The sequence below is a fragment of the Paenibacillus sp. FSL H7-0756 genome (genome assembly GCF_038006765.1).
Taxonomy (GTDB): Bacteria; Bacillota; Bacilli; order Paenibacillales; family Paenibacillaceae; genus Paenibacillus_AQ.
The window spans coordinates 698,465-721,175 of sequence record NZ_JBBOVT010000002.1 but is presented as its reverse complement, the minus strand read 5'-3'; the positions used below and the strand labels follow the sequence as shown (position 1 = coordinate 721,175).

Annotated in this window: 19 protein-coding genes; 17 read left to right on the top strand and 2 right to left on the bottom strand. The window is 52.9% G+C overall.

Going from position 1 to position 22,711, the window contains the following annotated elements:
- The first annotated feature begins 5 nt into the window (after positions 1–5).
- The 10 genes from NST04_RS19960 to NST04_RS19915 all read left to right on the top strand — a co-directional run bounded on the left by NST04_RS19960 (position 6) and on the right by NST04_RS19915 (position 15,170).
- Complete coding sequence (locus NST04_RS19960; protein ID WP_341185791.1) at positions 6–3,062, top strand: CBM96 family carbohydrate-binding protein; 3,057 nt, start codon at positions 6–8, stop codon at positions 3,060–3,062.
- 46 nt (positions 3,063–3,108) lie between these two features.
- Positions 3,109–3,885 carry a glucosamine-6-phosphate deaminase gene (locus NST04_RS19955; RefSeq protein ID WP_341185790.1) on the top strand — a complete coding sequence of 259 codons (777 nt, stop codon included), beginning with the start codon at positions 3,109–3,111 and terminating at the stop codon, positions 3,883–3,885.
- On the top strand, positions 3,882–5,048 hold the full coding sequence (locus NST04_RS19950) for an N-acetylglucosamine-6-phosphate deacetylase (protein ID WP_341185789.1): 1,167 nt from the start codon (positions 3,882–3,884) through the stop codon (positions 5,046–5,048). Before NST04_RS19955 ends, NST04_RS19950 begins: the two co-directional genes overlap by 4 nt.
- Before the next feature lie 278 nt (positions 5,049–5,326).
- Positions 5,327–7,279, top strand: a complete 1,953-nt coding sequence (locus NST04_RS19945) for a DUF4838 domain-containing protein (RefSeq protein WP_341185788.1) — start codon at positions 5,327–5,329, stop codon at positions 7,277–7,279.
- Positions 7,280–7,309: 30 nt separating this feature from the next.
- Positions 7,310–8,863: a glycoside hydrolase family 3 protein gene (locus NST04_RS19940; protein ID WP_341185787.1), complete on the top strand. Its 1,554-nt coding sequence runs from the start codon at positions 7,310–7,312 to the stop codon at positions 8,861–8,863.
- 200 nt (positions 8,864–9,063) lie between these two features.
- Positions 9,064–10,659: a hypothetical protein gene (locus NST04_RS19935; RefSeq protein WP_341185786.1), complete on the top strand. Its 1,596-nt coding sequence runs from the start codon at positions 9,064–9,066 to the stop codon at positions 10,657–10,659.
- A gap of 137 nt (positions 10,660–10,796) precedes the next feature.
- Positions 10,797–12,659 carry a beta-L-arabinofuranosidase domain-containing protein gene (locus NST04_RS19930; RefSeq protein ID WP_341185785.1) on the top strand — a complete coding sequence of 621 codons (1,863 nt, stop codon included), beginning with the start codon at positions 10,797–10,799 and terminating at the stop codon, positions 12,657–12,659.
- A 98-nt stretch (positions 12,660–12,757) separates the two neighbouring features.
- Positions 12,758–13,396 carry a TetR/AcrR family transcriptional regulator gene (locus NST04_RS19925; RefSeq protein WP_341186805.1) on the top strand — a complete coding sequence of 213 codons (639 nt, stop codon included), beginning with the start codon at positions 12,758–12,760 and terminating at the stop codon, positions 13,394–13,396.
- Positions 13,397–13,416: 20 nt separating this feature from the next.
- Positions 13,417–14,169, top strand: coding sequence for a (S)-benzoin forming benzil reductase (locus tag NST04_RS19920; RefSeq protein ID WP_341185784.1), 753 nt, complete (start codon positions 13,417–13,419; stop codon positions 14,167–14,169).
- Positions 14,169–15,170, top strand: a complete 1,002-nt coding sequence (locus NST04_RS19915) for a hypothetical protein (RefSeq protein ID WP_341185783.1) — start codon at positions 14,169–14,171, stop codon at positions 15,168–15,170. Before NST04_RS19920 ends, NST04_RS19915 begins: the two co-directional genes overlap by 1 nt.
- A gap of 184 nt (positions 15,171–15,354) precedes the next feature.
- On the opposite strand, the gene NST04_RS19910 is transcribed toward NST04_RS19915, so the two are convergent.
- Positions 15,355–15,591, bottom strand: coding sequence for a helix-turn-helix transcriptional regulator (locus NST04_RS19910; RefSeq protein ID WP_340753554.1), 237 nt, complete (start codon positions 15,589–15,591; stop codon positions 15,355–15,357).
- A gap of 235 nt (positions 15,592–15,826) precedes the next feature.
- Here NST04_RS19910 and NST04_RS19905 point away from each other — a divergent pair, with 235 nt between their 5' ends.
- The 7 genes from NST04_RS19905 (at position 15,827) to NST04_RS19875 (ending at position 21,736) form a co-directional block, all read left to right on the top strand.
- Positions 15,827–17,236 (top strand): transcriptional regulator, encoded by a 1,410-nt coding sequence (locus NST04_RS19905; protein ID WP_341185782.1) that lies wholly within the window; start codon positions 15,827–15,829, stop codon positions 17,234–17,236.
- 331 nt (positions 17,237–17,567) lie between these two features.
- The gene (locus tag NST04_RS19900; protein ID WP_341185781.1) at positions 17,568–17,780 is read left to right on the top strand and encodes an aspartyl-phosphate phosphatase Spo0E family protein; all 213 of its coding nucleotides are present in this window, start codon (positions 17,568–17,570) and stop codon (positions 17,778–17,780) included.
- Complete coding sequence (locus NST04_RS19895; protein ID WP_341185780.1) at positions 17,755–18,432, top strand: response regulator transcription factor; 678 nt, start codon at positions 17,755–17,757, stop codon at positions 18,430–18,432. The genes NST04_RS19900 and NST04_RS19895 overlap by 26 nt, the downstream gene beginning before the upstream one ends.
- Positions 18,429–19,439, top strand: coding sequence for a HAMP domain-containing sensor histidine kinase (locus NST04_RS19890; RefSeq protein WP_341185779.1), 1,011 nt, complete (start codon positions 18,429–18,431; stop codon positions 19,437–19,439). The genes NST04_RS19895 and NST04_RS19890 overlap by 4 nt, the downstream gene beginning before the upstream one ends.
- Positions 19,440–19,530: 91 nt before the next feature.
- Positions 19,531–20,244: an ABC transporter ATP-binding protein gene (locus NST04_RS19885; RefSeq protein ID WP_341185778.1), complete on the top strand. Its 714-nt coding sequence runs from the start codon at positions 19,531–19,533 to the stop codon at positions 20,242–20,244.
- Positions 20,241–20,990, top strand: a complete 750-nt coding sequence (locus NST04_RS19880) for an ABC transporter permease (RefSeq protein WP_341185777.1) — start codon at positions 20,241–20,243, stop codon at positions 20,988–20,990. The genes NST04_RS19885 and NST04_RS19880 overlap by 4 nt, the downstream gene beginning before the upstream one ends.
- Positions 20,987–21,736, top strand: a complete 750-nt coding sequence (locus NST04_RS19875) for an ABC transporter permease (RefSeq protein WP_341185776.1) — start codon at positions 20,987–20,989, stop codon at positions 21,734–21,736. Before NST04_RS19880 ends, NST04_RS19875 begins: the two co-directional genes overlap by 4 nt.
- 9 nt (positions 21,737–21,745) lie before the next feature.
- On the opposite strand, the gene NST04_RS19870 is transcribed toward NST04_RS19875, so the two are convergent.
- On the bottom strand, positions 21,746–22,627 hold the full coding sequence (locus NST04_RS19870; RefSeq protein WP_341185775.1) for an alpha/beta hydrolase: 882 nt from the start codon (positions 22,625–22,627) through the stop codon (positions 21,746–21,748).
- Positions 22,628–22,711: the final 84 nt, after the last annotated feature.

The following is a 22,711-nucleotide window of genomic DNA, read 5'->3' as shown; positions in this document are numbered from 1 at the left end:
CGCTTATGAAGCAATGGCTGCAGGGCTCTGGTAACCCGTTTGGATGGATTCTATCGGTGTTAGGTCTGATTGTTGTACTCTCAGCAGTGGCGGTCCCGGGCACAGCCCGGGCCGCAGGCACCATTACACTGGATGAACCGCCTGGGGGATACGCTTCCTCCGGCGGGCCGGTTGAAGTCAGCGGCACCTATACCGGACTGTATGATGTCCGGCTGTATGCGAACGGGACGGCACAGTTCGAGGCGCTGCTGGATGACCCGGACGGGGATGACAGCGGCAGCTGGTCTTATACGCTCGACACCTCCCGGTATAACGGTCCGGTGGAGCTGGTGGCCCGCGGGCTGGATACCACCACCCGCTACGGGGTGTGGAGTCCGTCTGTCACCCTTGAGGTGAACAACCCAGCAAGCGTTGCACCAGTGGTGACGATTACGGGTCCGGATGAAGGGATTGCTGTGACCGGATTGGTGACGGTCACCGTTCAGGCAGAATCGGCTACGCCGGTCTCCGCCGTGCAGGTCCGGGTGAACCGGGGCCCTTGGCAACAGGCTGCGTATAACGGCACGGAATATGTATATGCCTGGAATACGGCGGGCATCGGCGACCGCACGGTCAGCCTGGAGGCCCGGGCCGCGAATGCGCCGGGACGTTACGGCTACAGTCCGACCGTCTATGCGCAGGTCGGTGCCGGTACCCACGATCCGGCAATTCCCCTGCCGGATCAGGACCGGGCGATGTGGATCTGGGAGCCGGAGAGCTATAAGCTGCTGCTGAATCCAGGCTCGCGCGAAGTACTGGAGTCCTTCGTTACGGATACCACGACCTTCGGTTCAGAGCCGGTCACGACCCTGTATCTGGCCGTGGGCAACTACGCCGGCTACCGGGCGCTGGAGGAGCAGGAGGATGAGCTGCGATCCTTCATGCGCTGGGCGCATGAGCGGAACTTAAATGTTCATGCCCTTGTGGCGGGCGGAACCTCCCCGGCTTATATGGGCGCATACGAGCGCTATCATAGTCATGCCATCCGTGAGATCGAGCAGATTATCAACTACAATCTTGCAGCGGCCGAAGATGAGAAGTTCGATGGAATCAATGTGGACATCGAGCCGTATATATCCCCGGACTTCAAAGATCCAAGCAAATTTCTGCAAAAGGAATACCTGGATGGCCTGCGTAAAATGATTGACCGCCGGGATACAGCCGGTATCCGGCTGCCCTTTGGCCCGGCTGTGCCTAAATGGTATGACTCCTCTGAGCAGGGGGCGAATATCCAGTGGAACGGCACAACGAAATGGCTGTCCGAGCATATCCAGGATATCTCTGATTATATCTCCATCATGGATTACCGGGATTCCGCAGACGGAACGGCCGGTATCATTGCCGGAGCTGCCGGTGAGCTGGCCTATGCCGAAGCCATCGGCAAGCCGAATTCTGTAGTCATTGGAGTGGAGACGCTGGATATTGCCAACAGCGGCGACCCGGAGACGATCACCTTCCTGGAAGAAGGGCTCACGCATATGGAAGCCGAGCTGGACAAGGTCTATGCCGCTTCCGGGCTGAGCAGCGCCTTCGGCGGAATCGCTGTCCATCACTATGATTCCTACCGGGCCCTGCCTTCGTATTGGGGACCGGGCGGCGTTTTCTGGACAGCACCGGAAGATCATGAAGCCCCGTCCGCCCCTGCGGGTACGCCAACCGCTGTTGCCAGTGACTATCAGAGCATAAGACTGAATTACGGAATGGCTACTGACAATTTAGAGGTAGACCGCTACGTTATCTACCGCAGTACGGTCCCCGGCTTCACGCCAACCTCGGCGGATATCGCCGGACTTGCCCGGAGCCTGAATTATCAGGACAAGGGACTGCTCCCGGACACCACCTACTATTACCGGGTGGCTGCCCGCGATCTGGCGGGCAATATCGGCCCGTTATCCGGTGAAGTGTCTGCTGTCACCGGCAGTACGGCGCTTAAGCCGTTGATTGTGACGGATATGCAGCTCTCCTACACTGGTACCGCTGCGGCAGCTTCGATGAAGGTGCGCGATTATGCCACAGGGGAAGTGCTTACAGGAGCTGCAATAGAAGGCCGCTTCACGTATTCGGCGGGCCGTTATGCAGCGGCAGTTACGGGCGCGGATGGACGGGCAGCCTTCACCTCGGAGGCGATTCCGACCGGCCGTCAAGCCGGGTTCGAGCCGAGAAGAGTTCAGGCTCCCGGTTATTACTACGCCAGCGCCCATGACCTGCCGCACACCACGGCGCTGCTGCCGCATGGCGGGCTTAGCGGATTAACGTTATCGGCAGGAGTGTGGGACAAGCCTTTCGCGGCGGGTGACAAGGCCTATACCGTAACAGTCAACAGCAATGTATCTTCGTTACAGATCACCCCGGTTACCGCCAAGGCATCGGATGCAGTACGGATTAACGGGATGACTGTGGCATCGGGAACGGCCGCGTCCGTTACGATCGGGTCAGAGCCTGCTGATGTGCCGGTCTTAGTCTATCACAAGGATGGAACCGTGGATCTGTATCTGCTGCGTATCGAGAAAAGTGCTCTGGCAGATCCGGTGGTTCCGGTGACCATGGATGCTTATGTCCATGAGCATCAGCCCTCCGTTAATTTCGGGCAGGAGCCTGTGCTGGAGATTGCCGATCTGCCGAATGCACAGGGCGGAGGGGACCGCATCGCCTTCATGAAGGCTGAACTGAATCTCTCCGGGACAGCGGTGCAGACCGTAACTATGAACGTGTATGTCACTGCTGCCCCGGCTTCTCCGGTTACCCTTGCACTGAAAGGGTACACTGGAGCGCAGTGGACCGAGAACGGCATTACGTGGAATAACCGTCCCGTCAGCGGCGGAACTAACCTCGGAACGGTCCGGGTCACCGGGGCTGGGTTGTACAGTGCGGATGTAACTTCTTATGTGCTTACGGCAACGGCAGCGGGGCTTACACCAACCTTCCAGTGGAGTGATCCTAATACATCGGGAATCGTTGTAACGCTGGCCAGTTCAGAGAATTCGGATAACAAGCCTTATTTGTTGGTTAATAGCGGAATGTAAAAGAGAGGGGGCGGTCTTTCCGCCCCCATAAGGAGGAGGGCTCATCATGGAAGAGAGGTTCATTCCGGCAGAGGAGCATTTAGTAGAGCGTATTCGTGTTCTCGTCTATAACGAGCGCAGCCAGATGGGAGCAGCGGCCGCAGGAGCGGTCGGGCGTAGCATCAGAGACTTGCAGAAGCAGTCCACGACTCCGGTCCGTATCGTATTTGCAGCGGCTCCGTCACAGAATGAGTTGTATGAAGGGCTGGTGAAGGAACAGGGGATTGACTGGTCCCGGGTACACGCTTTTCATATGGATGAATATATCGGCCTGCCGGAAGACGCCCCCCAGCGCTTCGGCAACTACCTGCTGGAACGGTTGTTCAGCAGAGTTAATCCCGGACGGATCGAGCTGCTAGGCCGGTCGGGCAATATTGAAGAGGAGTGCCAGAGATACGCAGCGCTGCTGAATGAAGCGCCTATTGATATCGTCTGTCTCGGCATCGGGGAGAACGGGCATATTGCGTTCAATGATCCGCCTGTAGCCGATTTCGCCGATCCGCTTGTTGTTAAGGCGGTCGAATTAGACGAAGCCTGCCGGACACAGCAGGTAAATGACGGCTGCTTCGCCAGCCTGGACGATGTACCTACCCATGCGCTGACGCTGACCGTGCCTGCCCTGATGGCAGGCCGCCATCTGTTCGCCATTGTTCCCGGCTTGGCTAAGAGGGCCGCGCTTCAGGCTGCGCTTCATGGTCCGATAAGTACCGCGTGTCCGGCGAGCGTACTGCGGACACATCCCGCCATTACGCTGTTCACGGACCGGGATGCCTTCAGCTCATGAACGGTGTGATTTCGGGAAGACATTACAGAACCGGCCTGCCGCTTGAGGTCCACGTTAACGGTGGAGTTATTGAAGCGGTTCATACGCTGGCCGAGAACCCGCATATGGCAGATTGGCCCTGGCTTGCGCCGGGGCTGGTCGATTTGCAGGTGAACGGCGGCTGGGGCCTGGACTTCAATACGCTGCCGCTTGTACCGGAGACTGTAGCCGGACTCTCACGCCGCCTGCTGGCCCGGGGAGTCACCTCGTATTGCCCGACCCTTATAACCAATGGGCCGGACCAGCTTACCCTGGCGGCGTCCGCGATTGCTGAAACCGTGCGGACACAGCCGGATATCGCCGGGCTGATCGCAGGCATCCATCTGGAGGGGCCTTTCCTGTCGCCGGAGGATGGTCCGCGCGGGGCGCATCCCCTGGAGCATATCTGCCCGCCTGACTGGGAAGCCTTCTGCCGCTGGCAGGAAGCGGCGGAGGGGCTGATCCGGATTATCACTGTGTCACCCGAATGGCCGGGGGCCGCAGCCTTCATCTCCCAGTGCAGCGCCACCGGCGTCCGGGTATCCATTGGGCACACGGCCGCGTCGCCGGAGCAGATCCGGGAAGCGGTGGCTGCAGGCGCGGTGATGTCCACTCATCTGGGCAACGGAACACACCTTACACTCCCGCGCCATCCCCACTATCTGTGGGAGCAGTTGGCTGCCGATGAGCTGTACGGCTGCATAATTGCCGACGGCTGCCACCTGCCGGATGCGCTGCTGAAGGTGATTCTGCGGGTCAAGCAGAGCCGGGCGATTCTCGTCAGCGATGCCGTCTCGCTGAGCGGCATGGCACCGGGGGCTTACCGGCTGCATATCGGCGGCGACGTGGTGCTGACGCCGGAAGGGCGGCTGCATCTGGCCGGCCATCCGCGGCTGCTGGCCGGTTCGGCCATGATGCTGGCGGACCAGGTGGCCTACCTGGCCCGGGCCGGGCTGGTGCCGCTTGCGGACGCGCTCGATTGCGCCTCGCTTCATCCGGCCCGGCTGCTGGGCCTTCCGCAGGCTGCCGGACTTACCGCAGGCAGGCCTGCGGATCTGATCGGCTTCCGCAAGGGCGGCGGTGGAGACCTGGAGATCCAAGCGGTATGGAAGAACGGCCGGCTTGCAGCGGCCGAGAAGCATTAGGCGGCGCGGTAGCCCATTGTAATCGGAAAACCGATTACAATCAGACTGTGAGCAGCGCGTAGGCCCAATGTAATCGGAAAACCGATTACAATCAGACCGTGGGCGGCGCATAGGCCGATTGTAATCGAAAAACCGATTACATTCGGACTGTGAGCGACGCGTAGGCCCAATGTAATCGAAAAACCGACTACATTCGGACTGTGAGCGACGCGGTAGCTTCGCCTTATTGATCCGATCCATAAATTTAACCAGACGAGGTACTAGGAGGAGAGAGAGCGATGCTTAGCTTAATACCCGAGCCGAAGCAGATAAGGATGACAGAGAAGGAACCATGGCGGGCAGGCGGGGAAGTCCGTCTGCGGCTGGTCATGGAAGTGGATGACCCCCGGCTGATGCTTCATTGCCGGCGGGCTTTTCCCGGCCGGGAAGTTACCGAAGCCGTCTCGGGAGCAGGTGAGGGATACTCGCTGCTGATTGAGGAGTTTGCGGAAAGTAAGGAAACTGAGAGCATTGGGAGTACTGAGAGTACTGAGAGCACTGGGATCACTTCGGCGCACACTGAACCCGGAGCTTCCGGGCAGGATGCCGCATGGGCAGCGCCTGGAGAAGCCGGATGGAATAACGTCAGGACTTCAGCTCCTGATCTTAATGAGGCGGACCTGTCTGCGCTGAAGGGCCGGACGGAAGGCTACTGGCTGGAGGTTAGCGCAAGCGGTGTGATCATCCGCGCACTGGACGCTCCAGGGCTCTATTACGGCTTGCAGACGCTGCTGCAATTGCAGAGCCTGCACGGTGATAGCGATATTCCGGCGGTGTCCATTACGGATTGGCCCGATACGGAGCTTAGGGTGATGAATTTCGATCTGCGACAGACCTTCTCGAAGCCGGAGCGGCTGACCCTATATCTGGCTGAGTTCTCACGCTATAAGATAAATGCGGTGCTCATTGAATACGAGGACAAGTTCCCCTTCAACACACATCGCGAATTCGCCCATCCGCAGCATGCGCTTAGCCGGGAACAGCTGGAGGCGCTCCAGGCTGCGGCCCATGAGCATTATATCGAGATTATCCCGCTGCAGCAGAGCTTCGGCCATCTGGAGTATGTGCTCCGCCATGACGCCTGGAAGCATCTGCGGGAGACTGAAGAGTCTACAGGCGAGATCTGCCCATCCCATCCGCAGACATATGAGCTGATTACCGGCCTGCTTGCGGAGATGATGGACGCCCATCCCGGATCGCGTTACATCCATCTCGGCTGTGACGAGGTGTACAGCCTGTGTGAATGTGAAGTGTGCAGCAAGGAGTTCGGCGGTGTGCGGGAGCGTGCCTTCATCTCCTTCCTGAATCGTCTGATCGAATTCACGGCCAGCCGGGGACGGCAGCCGATCTTCTGGCATGACATGCTGGACAAATGCCCGCCCGCAGAGCTGGCGAAGCTTGATCCGCGCAGCGCAACGATGATCTGGATCTATAACGGCCGCAACATCAAACATGAAGTCACTTCCCTGACCCATAAGTTCAGAGCGCTGGGCATTGAGGTGATGGGTGCTCCTGCGGTCCGCAGCTTCGACTGGGCGGAGCATCAGAACTACCCGGTGATTGATAACCGGACCGACAATCTGCTGCAGTGGGCAGAGACCGCAGAGCAATTGGATATCCGCTGTATGGTGGCAACGAACTGGACGGGTCCCTTCAGCCTTGGCGTTCCTTATGGCGTGTTCGAGACCACCTGGTACCCGATGCTCCTTCATGCCGATCTCGCCTGGAACCGGCGTGCGGATGCCGATACGTTCATCGACCGCTTCCTGGAGCTGTTCCATGGTATCTCACCCGAGACAGGCCATGCACAGCTTGGCAATTACCTGTTGGAGGATTACTACGATATCATCTGGAAGCTGCTTGATAATGTCCAGAGGAATAAGGATTACGCCGAGCTAATCGCAATTATGCATGATTTTGAGGTGGCGACCGACCGTTCCAGGGCAATCCACAAGTATGCCTACCGCTGGGAGCTGTACCCCGGCGACAGCGCGGAATGGCGCTCTCTGCTGAACAATTACACACGTAACCATAACGGACGCGAAGACGTCCGGCCCCGGATGCTGGAGGCACTTATGCAATACCAGCCCCCGGATATGGCTGAGCATTTCGTCACATCGCGTTTCTATCTGCATGATTATCTGGAGCGGACACTCTATCAGGAGCTGGGACTTGTCCACAGCGAGGGTTAGCCAACAAACCGACAGGAGGATGGAGCAGTTATGCAGCTGAATAAAGTGAATACCCCGCAAGATCCGGCAGCCATGAATCTGGAGGACAAAATATCCCTGATGTGTGTGGTCGGAACCCCCTCCACAGCAGCGGAGCCGGAATTCCGTGAACGGATGTCCGGGAACCGCTTCGGCGGGATCGGCCTGTTCCCTCATAATGTTAAGGATGAGCAGCAGACGCTGAAGCTGATGGCGGAGGTTCAGTCCATTACCGGAGACTCGGGCCTTCCGCAGCCTTATTATGTATCAATCGATGAGGAGGGAGGTACGCTCTCCAAGTTCAAGACCTTTTATCCGTACATCCCTGGTAACCGTGCCGCCGGATTAAGCCCGGATGCCGAGACCGCTTATCTCCAGGGTAAAATCATCGGCAGCCAGCTCCACGCGCTCGGCATCCCGATGAACTGGGCACCGGTGCTGGATGTGAATACGAACATAGACAATCCAGTTGTAGGGGTGCGTTCCTTCGGCGAAGACCCTGAAGTAGTAGCCGCCTTCGGCAAGGCATATATCCGAGGAATGCATGAGGCAGGTGTAGCAGTCACGGCCAAGCATTTCCCCGGCCATGGACAAGTCAGCGGGGATTCCCACGTTGTCCTGCCAGAGTGCGAACTCACAATAGAGGAATTAATGAATGGACCGCTGCTGCCATTCATCGCTGCCATCGAAGCCGGGGCCGATTCAATCATGATGGGTCATCTGGTCTTTCCGGCTATTCCCGAGTCGCAAGGACTGCCTGCTTCACTCAGCCCGTTCTTCGCCGGAGAGCTGCTGCGCATGCGTCTGGGCTTCGAGGGTGTCATCTGCACGGATGACATTGAGATGGGCGCGATCAAGAAGAATTTCAACCCGGAAGATGTGGGAGTACTGGCTGTGCTGGCCGGCAACGATATGATTCTGATGTGTCATACGCCGGAATTCCAGGAGCGGGTCATCGCTGGCATCCGACAAGCTGTTCTGGACGGCGTCATCGCCGAGTCCAGAATTGACGAATCGGTCAACCGTATCCTCCGCCTCTATGCGAAATTCCAGCAATATCAAGCGGCAGCACAGCCCATTCCGCGCGGGAGCTGGAAAGAGGCGGCCCTACAATACGCGCGACGCACGGTCAAGATCAGCCGTGACCCGCAGCAATTACTGCCGCTGTCTGCAGAACGCTCCTATCTGCTGATCTTGCCGCGGCAGGAGCAGCTCACCATCGCCGACAACTCCGGCGGCCAGACCATCGGCTTGGCCTCACTGCTGGAAGCGCAGGGCTTGCCCGTGCAGGTAGAATATTGCAGCATGAAGCCTGAAGCTGCTGAGATTGCGGGCTTATGCGCCAAGGCTGCCGGACATATCGTGATTCAGGGGACGCTGAATGCCCATCTGTTCCAGGGACAACTCGAACTTGCCGCGCAGCTAGCAGCGACGGGGCCCCTGCTGAACCTGGTGCTGCGCAACCCGTATGACGATGCTTACCTGCCGCAGAACGCCGGAAGCATCCTGCTGTGCTCAACCTCTGATTATTCGCTTCAGGCGCTGGCGGAAGTATTGAGCGGCTGAGCGTCCAAATGTTCACCGCAGTGACGATTACGCTTCAAGTTCGGATTTTATCCTATATAATTCTATCCAGAGCAGACTCTCATCATGAATGAGGTCTGCTCTCATTTGTGTTGATAGAGAAAAAAATAGTACTATGGTTAAAACATAGAATCCCAATTCCTGGAGGGAATACAACACGACACTGAAGGAGGAGACACAGGATGAATAGGAAACGCACTATCTCGATATTAAATCTTTTTTTTCTAATCCCAGTCATCATTCTAAGCTTCTACACCTGGAAAGACTACAGAAATTATCTAGCGAATGTGAAGGACTACTTCCCCGCCATGGAACAGATCTTTCTGCTGGATGGGGGCAAGCAAATGCTAGGCCTGTCCAAGGAAGAAACATTTGATGAGAAATACGACGTATATCTATGGGACACCGCAACCGCAGCGCTGATCCGGCAGACCACCATCCCCACCAGCTTCCAGAGCGAGCCGGGACCAGTCACCTATCAGCAGGATGGTATTCTCATCCCGATCTATACCAAAACCTCTGGACTGATGCTGAATCTCATCCGGCCCACAGGCGAGATCGAGGAGCTGTCGCAAGGTACGCTCCATATTCCGTTCTCCTTGAGTTCGAATGCGTTCTCCTGGCGGGGCAGATTGATTGCCGCCGGGAATGTCACGGACTCCGAATGGGTGATTGCCCAGGTGAAGGACGGCAAGCTGGAACGGGTGATCCTGGATAAGCAGAAGCTTCTCCCGGCCAGACCGGTCCGGATGTCTGAGTTGATAGGCAGCTTCCAGAATGAACTGTCGGTCCCATTATTCTCGGTCAGCTTGAAGGATAACCGTTCAGCCTTGGTCAGCGGAATTCTGGACAAGTCAGGCCAGCCTGCCGTGCTGGTGGGGCAGGAGGATGAAGCCTCATTCGCTCTGCAGGACCAGGCCAGCGCACAGTTCGCTAAGGTCTTTGGCTTCAATAACGCCAAGCTGGTCCGGGTGCATGACGATTATCCGGGCATTGCTGCCTTCTACAACAGAAACGAGAAGGAATGGGGAGCCGCTGTTCCAGTGCCGAATCCGGTCTATCAAGCCCGTGTCTTCCTGCTGAATGACGATGAGTTGCTAATTGCCGGATCTACGGCAGAGGATGAAGTCGAAGGGCAGGTTACCGGATATATTTTCAATGAACGGACCGGACAGTTTCAGGATGCCTCATCACTTCTGAAGCAGTTATCGTATGACCATATCAAGGATACGGACACCCGGTTCTATAAGCAATCAGGCAGCAGCACGCTATATTATAGCAGCGGCAAACTGGAAGTAGGGGTGGCCGATCTGGAGATCGGGAAGTCCAAGGTATACACCAATCAGGAGGTGGAAGGCTGGCTCATAACTGACAGCGATACCCGGGTCTCCCTGATAAGCTTCTGGAATTATGCCAAGCAGGGCGGAGGACTTATCATCAACTGGGCAGTATGGGTCGTGATTACCCTGGCTATGCTGCTGGGCTTTGCCATTATTCCACGGAAGCTGATGAATGCCAGAAGCAAACAGATCCAGTCAGGCCAGATCGTTCAGGGCCACATTAAGAGTATGCAGGAGACAGGTCTCTATGTTAACGAACAGCCGATGGTCCGCTTCGTGGTAGAGTTCGTGGATGAAGGCCGGCTCAAGGAGGTTGAGATTAAGCAAGTCATCTCCTTCCTAAGTCCGCTTAAGGTAGGTGATCCTGTCCGCATCAGCTACAACCGCAGGAAGCATAAAGCCGTGTTCATCACCGAAGAGGATCTGAGGCAGCAATGATTTTTCGCCCGAAGCGAACTTGACGCAATTAAGCTGTATGGATCAACTTTATATTCGTATCCATCATTGGATTAAAAGGCAGGCTTCTTTATAATTTCATTGTGCAATCAACGTCATTCCATTAAGGAGCTGCAGCAATGAGAGAATTGAAAGGCAAACAGGTCATTCTTCAAGATCATGATTTAAAACGCAGGGAAGAGGCCAACCGCCGGTATCTGATGAAACTGACAAATGACAATCTCTTGTTCAACTATAAAGTAGAAGCAGGAAGATATGACGGCAGGGATATTCCAGCGGATGCACACGGGGGGTGGGAGACGCCTGTCTGCCAGATCCGCGGACATTTCCTGGGACACTGGCTGTCTGCGGCAGCGATCCGGTATCATGAGACCGGGGATCTGGAAATCAAGGTGAAGGCTGACCTTATCCTGGACGAGCTGGCAGAATGCCAGAAGGACAACGGCGGACAATGGGCTGCACCGATTCCCGAGAAATATCTGCACTGGGTAGCTCAAGGCAAGGCAATTTGGGCGCCGCAATATAACATTCATAAGTTATTCATGGGACTTGTGGACATGCACCAGTTCACTAGCAGCGGCAAGGCGCTTGACATCGCCAATCGTTTTGCCGACTGGTTCGTCGACTGGAGCAGTACCTTCACCAGAGAGAAGTTCGATGACATCCTGGATATGGAGACAGGCGGTATGCTGGAGGCTTGGGCGGACCTGCTTCAGATTACAGGAGATACCAAGTATACGACCTTGCTTGAACGTTATTACCGCAGCAGATTGTTCCGTCCGTTATTGGAAAATAAGGACCCGCTGACTAACATGCATGCCAACACGACCATTCCTGAAGTACTTGGCTGTGCCAGAGCTTACGAGGTCACCGGCGAGCAACGCTGGATGGATATCGTTACGGCCTACTGGAAATGTGCGGTCACTGAGCGGGGAATGCTGGCTACCGGCGGCAATACAGCGGGTGAAGTGTGGATGCCGAAGATGAAGCTGAAGGCCCGTCTTGGAGACAAGAATCAGGAGCATTGTACCGTGTATAACATGATTCGTCTGGCTGAGTTCCTGTTCCGGCACACCTCGAATCCGGCTTACGCGCAGTATATCGAATATAATATGTACAACGGGATTATGGCGCAAGCTTATTACCAGGAGTATCATCTGACCGGCAATAAGCACAGCGACCCCGCAACCGGACTGCTCACCTACTTCTTGCCGATGAAGGCCGGGCTGCGTAAGGATTGGAGTACGGAGACGGATAGTTTCTTCTGCTGCCACGGAACGATGGTCCAGGCCAATGCGGCGCTGAACAGAGGCATCTATTATCAGGAGCAGGACGACCTTTATGTCTGCCAGTATTTCCGTTCGGAGCTGACCACCGAGATCCACGGAGAGAGCGTGCGGATTCAGCAATCCCAGGACCATATGAGCGGAAGCATGCTGAACTCCTCGAACACGGCAGGACAGCAGGAATTGAATGAGATTACTGCACTTCATGAGAACATGCCGGATTACAGAAAATATGACTTCACCGTTCATACCGGCTCTGCCAGCGAGTTTGCCGTCCATCTGCGGATTCCAGACTGGATCATGTCAGAAGCTGTGATCTATGTGAACGGCGAGCTGCACGGGAAGTCTGCGGATCACTCCGCCTTCTATACAATACTGCGGAACTGGCAGGACGGCGACCGGATCAGCATCATTCTGCCCGTAGGCATCCGCTTCATTCCTCTGCCCGACGATGAGCAGACCGGCGCGTTCCGCTATGGCCCGGAAGTGCTGGCCGGTATTACGGAGAATGAGCGGATTCTATACACTCCGTTAGCCGATGCAGCCGGTGAGATTATCATGGAGAACGAGCGGGAGTGGGGGAGCTGGCGTTACTTCTTCAAGACCACCCGTCAGGACCCGGGCATCCAGCTCAGAAGAATCCGTGATATCGGGTATGAGCCTTATCAGGTGTATTTCCCGGTGAGAAACGAATAGAGGTTAGAATGGCCACCTGCATCCTTGCAGGTGGTTATTTTATGCGCAAATATATTTTTAAACGATCGGTCGTTAAATTATTGACAGGTCATTAGACTATTCCTTATAATGACATTAATTCAATCGAAGGGAGCCTGAGCGTTATCAAGAAAAAAGAGATTACATCCAGTTACATCATCCAGGCCGCATTTGAGCTTTTTGCTGAGTGTGGCATAGAGAAAACGAGTTTGGGCTTGATTGCCAAAAAAGTGGGAATCACCAAATCCTCTATTTATTATCATTTTGCGACGAAAGAAGAGCTGATCAGCCGGACCTTTGAGCATATTTTCCGGGACCATCATTTTACGGCGTACTTTGACACCGAATCCGCGAATAAAGACAATTTTGCAGAAATCCTAATCAACGGTGGTTTAAACATGCTGCCTAGCGGCGAAGAAGAATATCGTTCCACTTTAAGGGTGCTCAGTGAGTTTGCGATGCTGGCTGAGCGGGATGAACAATTTAGAGCTCCATTCCTGAGCATCCAACAAGATTTTGTAACCGGTTTTGAGCAACTTCTGGCGAAGGGCGCTGAATTGGATCTTATTGCTTCTTTAACCATCGGGGTTAACGCAGCCATACTTGCCCTGCTTATAGATAATTTATCCAGATGTAAGATGATGAAGATGGACCTCGAGTATCAGATGATTTGGGAAGAGGCTGTCCGAAAAATAATTCTTCGTGAAGATAACCAGTAACTTACAGGGGGCAGATACACTTGAAACATATTATTATTACAGGAACATCCAGAGGAATCGGCGAATCCCTCGCTAATCAATTAATCAACCCGGCCCATCATCTGATATGCATATCCAGAACGGCTAACGAAGGACTTCTGGCGCGTGCGAAGGAACTGGATTGTCACCTGGATTATTTCAATTATGATTTAACGGATATCCGTGGTATCGAGCAGCTTTGTGAAGAAATATTCAGCAGAATTGAGCTTCGTTCAAACGATGAAGCCGTCTATCTGATCAATAATGCCGCTATGCTGACTCCTGTAAGCCCGATTGATCAGTTAGAGACAGAGCAAATCATAGAGAACCTCCACTTGAATCTGTTAGCACCGATGGTGATTACCTCCAACTTTTTACGGCTTACTAAGCATATGAATGTGGATAAAAGAATCCTGAATATTTCCTCAGCTTCTGCAAAGTACATACTACCCTCACAGAGCGCCTACAGTACTGCGAAAGCGGGTTTAGACTCTTTTACCAAATGTATAGACATAGAACAGAAGCTGGCTACCTATCCGGTAAAAGCAGCAGCAGTGTATCCCGGTATGATCGACACAAGCTTGCAATCGGAAATACGGTCCGTTCCTGCTGATCTGTTCCCCTATGTTAATGAATTCATTCAGCTATCAGAGGAAGGGAGACTGCAATCGCCGGAATACACAGCATCTAAATTAATTGAGATTCTTGTCAGTGAAGAGTTCGGAAAGAATGTTATTATTGAAACCATAGATTAATGTTGAGAGAGGTGATGAGCATCAGTCCCTCCAGAAAAGTAAGCAGCTTCAGCCAGCTTGACGATTTCATGCGATCCGGCGGGTATATGGAAATCCCGGAGAATCGTGTACGGACGCTTCAGGAGCTTATACTTGACTGTCAAGCCAGCTACAGAAGTGAGCACGGCCTCAGCTTGGAATTTGAGTTCCGGCAATGCAGTTTAACTTTAATCTGCACTACTAAAGGCTATTTCGGTTCGCAGCTTGACTTCAACCGCAGAGGACGGAAAGTTACGGGGGTTGACATGCACCTGTGGCAGAACTTCCCGAAATACCTGGCAGAGCTGGGGCTGACCACCGTCAACTGCACGCAGACCAGCAGGAGTATTAGAGCGCAGTTAAGCAACGGATTGACGGTCATTTTCAAACACTCTGCGGAACATAACGATTATCTGCTAGATCGGATCAGTAGCCGTTATAGCAATCAGAGACAACTGAACCGCATCATCGCTGAGCCAATGATCCTGAAGATGGAGAGCATGGGCTGTACGGTCAGCGAATACCTGAAGCAAGGCGGATTCTTCAAGCTGCCGGGGCAGAAGGAACACCCGTTCACGGAACTGCTCACGCTGTGCACCACCAAAGAAAGCCACAGCAGTATCACGGGCACTATATTGGGATTTCAGTTTAAGTGTTGGCTGCTGGAGATTTTTTATGATGAGGAGTTGCAGTTGACAGGCGAGAATATGAAATTCATCGGGGAACACGAAGGGGATGCGAAAGAGGAAGGGCAGCAGGATAACGAATTCCGCACGTGGGGGGATTTCCAGACGTTTGCCCGGCATAACGGCATTCAGATCATAGAGCAATGCCGCAGCCTCGATGTCATGATCGTGTTCCTGGATACGGGGGCCAACGTACATTTTAATTATTCCGAAGAGCTCGGGGATTATGTTGTCACTGTGTTAGAGGGTGACGGAGCGCGCTTACGCGACAGCTATAGGAGAGTCTATAAGGATTAATGCGTTGTATTGATAAAAGGTAAGTGGAAACGGCTTTGCCGTCCTTTTAAGGACGGTACCGTTTCAGCGAGAAATAGAAGGATAATTTATCATGTGAAACATATAAATTCTTATATTTTAAAGAAAAACCACCGTTGAAGGGCAATCCCTTATCCGGTGGTTTTTTGCAGACTGCCATGGAAATTCAATTGCCATTTTTTTGCGCATCTGCACGTTGATTTGAGTATTTCCATTCATCTACTTCACGGGGATCAACGCCAAACAAATGACTGATTAGAAGCGCCAATGTAACATTCGGGAGGACCACACCGTACTCAATATTCTGGTAGTTGCGCAAGGTGCATTTCATGGTGTCATTAATCTGATGTACGATGGATTCTTGGGTATACCCTGCGGCTTTACGTGCATCCTTTATCCTCAAAATGCAATATCTCCCTCAACTTTTCGGTATGTTTTTATGATAGGGGAGGAGACCTGTTAATTTAACGCTTTATAATACACGAAATATATTGCGTATATTGTTTTTAGGTATATAATAATAGATGTAAACGGATGAAATAGTAAAATATCCCTTTATACTGACCGCCGTTGATTCAGCCTTAGTATCAACTATACGTATGCTTTTAATCCTATTTTATGGAAGGAGGTATATTGGTTTGGGATCGGTAAATTCTATCCGCGAAGAACTGCTCGCGTATATGAATAGCAATCAAATGATACATTCCCATTTTGCGGAGCTATCGGGCCTCAATTCAGGTACGCTCAGCCGGATCTTAAAAGGTAAACATCCAATCTCCATGGCACAGCTTGCGGCGATTACTGCTGGAATGAAGCTGCCGGAGGACTATTTTTTTGAAGACTACATAGAGGAATGCTTTTCTTTTGTAGTCTCCATGCGGCGGATACGGCCCTTTATTTTCCGCTCAGCTGAATTAGATCGTCTGGATTGCCTTGAACAGGTTGTGAACCGTCTGCTGGAGGATTTGTCTTATGCCTCTTTACTGTTTGAATTCGCTGAACTTTTGAATAGAGACAATAAACACCAAGCTGCAAAGATTCTGTATCGGGGTGTGAGCGAAGCCGAGAAGTACCAGCATTCCGAACGGTTAGCGTTATGCCAGTACCGGATATTTCGGATTGAAATAGAAGAACAGCACGATCTGGAGGAGAAATTACGCGCAGCTGCTCAATTTGAGTTGTACGTAAACCGCTTAGACGCAGCCGATCAGCTCGATGCAATGCAACAGCTTATGCATATTTATGGTCTGGTACACAAGTGGAAGAGAGTGGACGAACTCGCTAAGGAAATGCACCGGGTTGCATCCGCTCAATATGAACTGGAAAACCGCCGTACAGACACTATAGAAGAAGGGTTGAAGCGTCCTGAGCGTCCTTTCTACTATTATATCCTGTATGCATACTTAGGCAGAGCTACAGCCAGCGAAGCGTGCGGTGATTTCGGGCGGGCCTTATCCTTTGTACAGCTGTATGCAAATGCCGGGCGCTGGGTACAGGAGAACGATGATCAGTCCCGGCAGATCATTGCACAATTTACGGAATGGGCCGTTGCGAACACCTATCTGTACCGGTTAATGTCCGGAGAATTGGAAGTAATACATGAGTATGCAGACTTTATAGCGCTTCAAGAGAATGAAATATTTGTGGCAGTGCGTTATATCGTTCAAGCGGCGAATGTATTCAAGCTTAATGTCGACAGCATCTTAGAGAGGTTCGCGCCATACATACACTATCCATCCAACAAGACAGAGTCCGGCGGTTACAAGCAGGCCATTCTGCAAGAGAGCTATGCGCAATTCCTCATCGAGCTGGCCATCTATCTTTTCAATCACAACAAGAGTAAGGAGCAGGCATTGAACACTATATTGAATGGCTTGGAAATATCTATTGCCATGAACAGCAGCCGAAATATGCTTGCTTGTATGACACTTTTTGAGGAATATAGGGATTTCGCAGATCAGGAACTGCAGGAAAGGTTCAAAAATCTATCAAGTGAGGTGTATCAGCTCCATGCGAAAAAAGATCTTATTCATCTTGACGCTCTGTAGTGTTTCGATTGTTATTTCGACGACGTTAACCTTGGTGACTACGATGGGACATGGCTGGGGAACTTAATCATTTTCACAAAAATATACAAGGGTGCTCCTGACATCTCGGGGGCGCCTTTTTTATATGTTCCGGGGTCCCCGCAAAGTATCTGATTCTACATCGGGGCAAGCTCCACTTTGTGGGGTTGTTTTATATGTTCCGGGGTCCCCGCAAAGTATCTGATTGACCATCGAAGCTAAAGCCTCACTTTGTGGGGTTATTTGTGCAATCAAATAGATATCCTATTATCTGTCATAAAAGCCTAAGATAGCATAAAGGGAGGTTTCTATAGTGAACAGAAATATGCTCGTGCAGGTCCGTATTGAACGCGCCCGGAACCGGCTTCATATTCTGGCGGAGAAACATCATGATCTTCAGCATCCTGCGGTCCTTAAGCAATCCATGGTATTGGATGAATTGATTAACCAGTATAATATGAAGGGAGAGCAGCAGAGATTAATAGAGAGCAGGAAATCACTTGAGAACAAGCATACTTTATATTGAAGATAATGAGAAGATCGGCACTTGGGTAAAAGAGGAGCTGGAGCAGCGGGGATATTCGGTCCAGTGGCTGCTATCTGGTGAAGGTGCCGAGGCTGAGGTCACACAGGTTGATGTCGTTATTCTGGATATCATGTTACCAGGGTTAGATGGATTCACGATAGGCAAAAGGTTAAAAAAAGCGGCACCTGCCATCCCTGTACTGCTGTTGACCGCCCGGACCTCTGTCGACGATAAGGTGGAGGGCTTACAATTCGCGGATGACTATGTCACTAAGCCCTTCCATACCGATGAATTGGTGGCCAGGCTGGAGGTGCTAATCCGCCGGAGCGGCGGAGTCTCCCCGGACCGTATTACACTGGGCACTCATATTGAAGTGGATATGAAGCTCCAGACTCTGTATGACAAGCGCACAGGAGAAGAGATTATATTGACAGGGAAGCAGCATCAGATCCTGATGTATTTCCTGCGCCATCCGAATCAGGTTCTGCCGAAGGAACAGCTCTATGAAGCTGTCTGGGAGGAAGCCTATATTCCTGGCGACAAGACCTTACTGGTACATCTCCACCGGCTTCGGCAGAAGCTGGAGCGTGACCCGGAGACCCCGGAGATTATTGAGACGCTGAAGGGAATCGGCTACCGGGTGAAGCTATGAAGCAGCCCCGTTCCTTGTTCCGGCATTTTCTGAAGCTGCACTTTCTGTTCATCCTTCTTCCGCCCCTAGTGCTGATTGTCTTATCATCGTTCTTCGGGACTTCCGGGCCAGAAGCAAGGTTCAATACGCTGAATCTGTTTTACATTACATTACTTATGTTCACTGGTATCATTGTGGCGTTCGTTGTTCTATCCTGGCTGTTCTTCTGGAGACTCCGCAAACGTCTGACCCGCTTACAGGAAGCTATGTCCGCTACTCCCGCTGCTACCGATTCATGGCCTGAGCCTGTCCTGATTCAAAAGGACCGTATGGATGAAATAGACCAGTTAGGCGGTTCCTTCAACCGGATGATCCGGCAGCTGGAAGACAGCCGCAGGCGGGAGCAGGAAGAGGCCGGGCTGCGGCAACGCCTCATTGCCAACATGTCCCATGATATACGGACACCGCTGACCATCATGAGGGGACATGTCACCCGGCTGAACAATGAACCTATGAGTCCAGAAGGACAGAGCTCCTTAGCCGAGATCGACCAGACTATTACCCGGACCGGCGAGCTGATGGATGATTTGCTCTCGTACACCTTGCTTACCTCTGGAAAATTCCCCTTCGAGCCTGCACCCACAGATATGGGCCGTCTGGTAAGAGCCTCGGTTGCTGCATGGTATCCGGTATTTGAAGAACATGGCATTGAGGTTGATGTTGATCTGCCCGCAGAAGAAAGCTTCCACTGGACAGCAGATCCCAAATGGATGACCCGGGTGCTCGATAATCTGTTTCAGAATATCATTCGCCATGCAGCGGACGGGAAATATGCTTACATCGGCGTGGATGTGCAGCAGGAACGGATTCTTGTCGCTGATCGAGGCTTAGGGATGGATCACTCCGCATACGGTGGCGGGGCAGGAATAGGGCTGTCAACTGTACAATACATGCTGAATACAATGAATCTGAAGGCTGAATTCAACTCAAGCGGGCAGGGGACAAGGGTAGTCATTAGCAGAATGTAACCTGAAGTTAACCCGGAAGTAAACGGCCTGCCCACCGGGGTGTAACCTTGCATCTGTATACTTAGCACCATAACGAAAGGATGTGTTATGGTTGCTTACCATCAATAACTTAGTCAAACGCCGCGGTAAGAAGGAAATTCTGTCCGGGATCACCTTCGAAGCCAGACCTGGAAGAGTCACAGGATTCCTCGGGCCGAATGGGGCCGGCAAAAGCTCTACACTCCGTATCCTGCTCGGACTGGATCATGCCACCTCCGGCAGCGCCTTGATTCATGGCAAGCCCTTCGCAGAATTACAGTATCCGCTGCGAACCGTAGGTGCTGCACTGGACGGATCTGGAGCCCATCCGATGCGGACAGGACGGGCACACCTGCGCTGGATTGCTTCCGCCGCCGGACTCCCCCGCTCCCGTGTCGAGGAGGTGCTGGATATCGTTGGTCTTACTAAGGCAGCCGGCACTAGAGTCAAGCGATATTCTCTCGGCATGGGGAGAAGACTGGGGATTGCCGCAGCGCTGCTTGCAGACCCGGAGATTCTGATTCTGGATGAGCCTGTGAACGGACTCGACCCGGAAGGTATCCGCTGGATTCGGACATTTCTGCGGCAACGGGCTGAGGCCGGGAATACGGTGCTGCTCTCCAGTCATCTTATGGGCGAGCTGGCCGAGACGGTAGACGATGTGGTGATCATTAAGCAGGGGAGAATCGTTGCGGATGGCACACTCGAAGCGGTGACCGGCAGGTACTCCACGCTGGAGCAGGCTTTCTTCGCCCTGACCTCGGGACAAGCGGGTGAGCTGCGATGAGGGCCGTTCATGCGGAATTGTCCAAGCTGTTCTCCCTGCCGGGCATCTGGCTGGCCTTTCTTATAGGAGTCTTGGGACCTGCCGCCTTTGCCGCTCTGGACTGTATCGCGCAGAAGGAGGATATTCTAGCTGGTATTACCACACGGCTGCCGGAAGTAGGGTTTCTTGGATTAGGCTTCGGGGTACAAGGCGTCATTCTTCTGGGGGTGCTGGCGGTCAGCAGTGAGTATGCGACAGAGAGTAGTGAGACCGGACACGGGCAGCAGATCATAACAAGCTTAACGGCGGTTTCCTCCAGGCTTCAAGTGCTCTTGGCAAAAGCCGCAGCGGTGAGCCTAATCACCCTCCTGCTGTGCATCATGGCTATAGCGGCTATTGTGCCGGTAACGCGTCTGATTCTCGGAGAATTCGCCCCGGCCATGGAGTGGACCAGACTGGCCGGAGCCATGGGTTACTGGATGTTCACTGCGCTGATCGCCTTCAGCTTCACGGTTCTGACGAAGAACGGCATGATCCCGCTCACAGTGCTTATGATCAATTCATCGCTGGTATCCTTCAGTGTCCTGCTTGCCAAGGTGACGAAGCTGGCTTATTACTTACCGGACAGGGCGGGCATTGACATGTTCATGTCTATGAGCGATGCCTATCACACCCCGCTGGCAGGCGGTCTGGTGATGCTGGCCTGGGCAGCCGTTCTTTTCGCTATTGCAGCAATTGTCTTCCACAGGAGGGATGCCCGAGCATGAATATCCCGGCTGGCAGGAAGTTCACAAGAATCCTTGGTGCAGAATGGGGGAAGTTAGTCACCCTGCCTGCAGTATGGCTCATTCTGGCAGGGACATTCGTCGCTCAGTGCGTAGTGACTGCGGCTTATACTTCTGTGGCTCTGCAGGAAGGACCAGGAATGTATACGATCCTGAATGCAGGACTGGCTTCCATGAGGTATCTGCAAGCAGGCTTCATGATGTTTGGAATAACAGCCACAGCTTCAGAGTATACAGGGGGACAGATAAGGACAACGCTCACTACGCTCCCCTGGCGCGGGCTGCAATTGTCAGTGAAGCATCTGGCATTGGCCATGATCGTGGTACCTGCGGCCTTCCTTATGGCTGGATCTGGTGTACTGTATGCCTTAACGATGCTCAGAGACACTTCCGCAGACATTGAACCAAACCTGATGGCCGCGAGCTTGGCAGGGGCCACGGGTTATTTAACCTTAACCGCTCTGCTGGGTGCAGCGGCAGGCGCTATTTTGAGAAGAACCGCTCCCGCCCTGGTCATCCTGCTTGGTTATTATTTCATTGTCAGTCCATTGGCTGGAGCGGTTCTGCCTGACTATCTTCCAGATGCCGCTGGCTATTACATGTATGCGCCGCCTTCCCCCGATCCCCACAATACTCTTACACGAATGCAAGGGACAGGCATATCCATATTATGGACAATGCTCTTCATAACAGCAGCGGTTGTGCTACACCGTAAGCGGGATGCTTAGGTTAAGAACTCATCTTTGGATGATGTCTACAATTTGCTTCAAGGCCTTCTTGGCTTCAGGAATAGGGAACACTGGAAACACATGATTCATCTTCGGATACTCGTAATAATGGATGTTAACGGATTTCAGGGAGGCCAGCTCTCTGAATTTCCGGGCATCCGGCAGGAAGAATTCATGCGTCCCGATGAACAGCGTAATGGTTCCCAGATTCGTAAGCTTTCCATAGATGGGACTAACCAGATAGTGTGTCCCCGGAAGATCCCCTGCGTATCTTTTCCCCGCTTCCACTAACGTTTCCCAGTCCAGCATGGGTTCTGCGTCCAGCATATTTGCGATTTCAGGATTGCTCAGGGTAATGTCAAGCCATGGAGACAATAGAATGATGTTGCCCGGCTGCGGCAAGCCTTGTTCAGACAGATATTGAGCGAAGGCCAGGGACAGCCCGCCGCCGGCGGAATCGCCCATAATCACGATATTCTCAGGCTTCCCGTTCTCCAGCAGATGCTTATAGACACTCAGAACACTCAGGACTGCATCCATGACCTGATAGTTCGGAGCCTTCGGATATACCGGTACATAGACCTTACTATTTAACTGCTGAGTGAGCTTGTGCAAAGAATGCCAGTGCCATACCAACGGCTGTTCAACATATCCTCCGCCATGGATAAAGAGAATCTGCTTGGCGTCCGCCTGGGAAGCGGATTTCAGGATATAGGTGTCTACCGGAAAACGGTTGTCCTGGCTGATCTTATATTTGGACTGGAGCTTCACGGGCAATTCATAGGGTTGACTGTTTATCACTCGGCGCTGCTCCATGTACTCTCCGGCGTTAATTTTCTTTTTATTCAGGAATAGCAGCCGCTCTACCAAGAAGCTTCGTATACTGCGCATGTTATCGACCTCCTTCCTTTAGAATACAGGATGATTATGATAAAATATATTTAAATATATTTTAGTTATCTAAACAAAAAATTA

What these genes read in the sequence shown, in the direction of transcription:
- NST04_RS19960 (WP_341185791.1), top strand. Translation starts at nt 6, where the DNA reads ATGAAGCAATGGCTGCAGGGCTCTGGTAACCCGTTTGGATGGATTCTA.
- NST04_RS19955 (WP_341185790.1), top strand. Translation starts at nt 3,109, where the DNA reads ATGGAAGAGAGGTTCATTCCGGCAGAGGAGCATTTAGTAGAGCGTATT.
- NST04_RS19950 (WP_341185789.1), top strand. Translation starts at nt 3,882, where the DNA reads ATGAACGGTGTGATTTCGGGAAGACATTACAGAACCGGCCTGCCGCTT.
- NST04_RS19945 (WP_341185788.1), top strand. Translation starts at nt 5,327, where the DNA reads ATGCTTAGCTTAATACCCGAGCCGAAGCAGATAAGGATGACAGAGAAG.
- NST04_RS19940 (WP_341185787.1), top strand. Translation starts at nt 7,310, where the DNA reads ATGCAGCTGAATAAAGTGAATACCCCGCAAGATCCGGCAGCCATGAAT.
- NST04_RS19935 (WP_341185786.1), top strand. Translation starts at nt 9,064, where the DNA reads ATGAATAGGAAACGCACTATCTCGATATTAAATCTTTTTTTTCTAATC.
- NST04_RS19930 (WP_341185785.1), top strand. Translation starts at nt 10,797, where the DNA reads ATGAGAGAATTGAAAGGCAAACAGGTCATTCTTCAAGATCATGATTTA.
- NST04_RS19915 (WP_341185783.1), top strand. Translation starts at nt 14,169, where the DNA reads ATGTTGAGAGAGGTGATGAGCATCAGTCCCTCCAGAAAAGTAAGCAGC.
- NST04_RS19890 (WP_341185779.1), top strand. Translation starts at nt 18,429, where the DNA reads ATGAAGCAGCCCCGTTCCTTGTTCCGGCATTTTCTGAAGCTGCACTTT.
- NST04_RS19880 (WP_341185777.1), top strand. Translation starts at nt 20,241, where the DNA reads ATGAGGGCCGTTCATGCGGAATTGTCCAAGCTGTTCTCCCTGCCGGGC.
- NST04_RS19875 (WP_341185776.1), top strand. Translation starts at nt 20,987, where the DNA reads ATGAATATCCCGGCTGGCAGGAAGTTCACAAGAATCCTTGGTGCAGAA.
- NST04_RS19870 (WP_341185775.1), bottom strand. Translation starts at nt 22,627, where the DNA reads ATGCGCAGTATACGAAGCTTCTTGGTAGAGCGGCTGCTATTCCTGAAT.